Annotated in this window: 1 rRNA gene; it reads left to right on the top strand. The window is 44.0% G+C overall.

The annotated features are described in order from the left end of the window. Positions 1–325: 325 nt before the first annotated feature. Positions 326–825 (top strand): 16S ribosomal RNA (locus KQI11_RS13030); the annotation flags it as partial.

The raw sequence follows: 825 nt of genomic DNA, 5'->3' as shown, positions 1-825 counted from the left end.
TAAAAAGTATATTGACAATATTATTATAAAGTGTTAAAGTAAACAAGTCGCCAATCGCAGCGGCAATCATTTCGACAAAAATATTAAAAAATGCAAAAAAAGTGTTGACATAATATTTTAGATATGATATATTAAGTAAGTCGCCGCAACAAGGCGATGGGGCACAAGCCCTTAAAGAGGTCTTTGAAAACTAAACAGTATAGATTAAGCCAGCAAAGGTAGATTGCCAAAATCTTTGATTTTGTGTAAGATACCTTCTCAGCGAAAAGCTGAGTTTCCATTAAATATTAATTTATTTAAATGGAACCCAAAAATTCGAGCATTTTTATTTAAGAGTTTGATCCTGGCTCAGGATGAACGCTGGCGGCGTGCCTAACACATGCAAGTCGAGCGGAGTTATTTTCAGGAAGCCTTCGGGTGGAATGATTTTAATTTAGCGGCGGACGGGTGAGTAACGCGTGGGCAACCTACCCTGTACAGGGGAATAACAATGGGAAACCATTGCTAATACCCCATAATACCTTTTAGGGGCATCCCTAAAAGGTCAAAGAATTTCGGTATAGGATGGGCCCGCGTCTGATTAGCTAGTTGGTGAGGTAATGGCTCACCAAGGCGACGATCAGTAGCCGGCCTGAGAGGGTGAACGGCCACACTGGAACTGAGACACGGTCCAGACTCCTACGGGAGGCAGCAGTGGGGAATATTGCACAATGGGGGAAACCCTGATGCAGCAACGCCGCGTGAGCGATGAAGGCTTTCGGGTCGTAAAGCTCTGTCCTAAGGGAAGATAATGACGGTACCTTAGGAGGAAGCCCCGGCTAACTA

It is taken from the genome of Acetanaerobacterium sp. MSJ-12, assembly GCF_018917875.1.
GTDB lineage: Bacteria > Bacillota > Clostridia > Oscillospirales > Ruminococcaceae > Bittarella > Bittarella massiliensis.
This window is presented reverse-complemented; position numbering and strand designations above follow the sequence as displayed.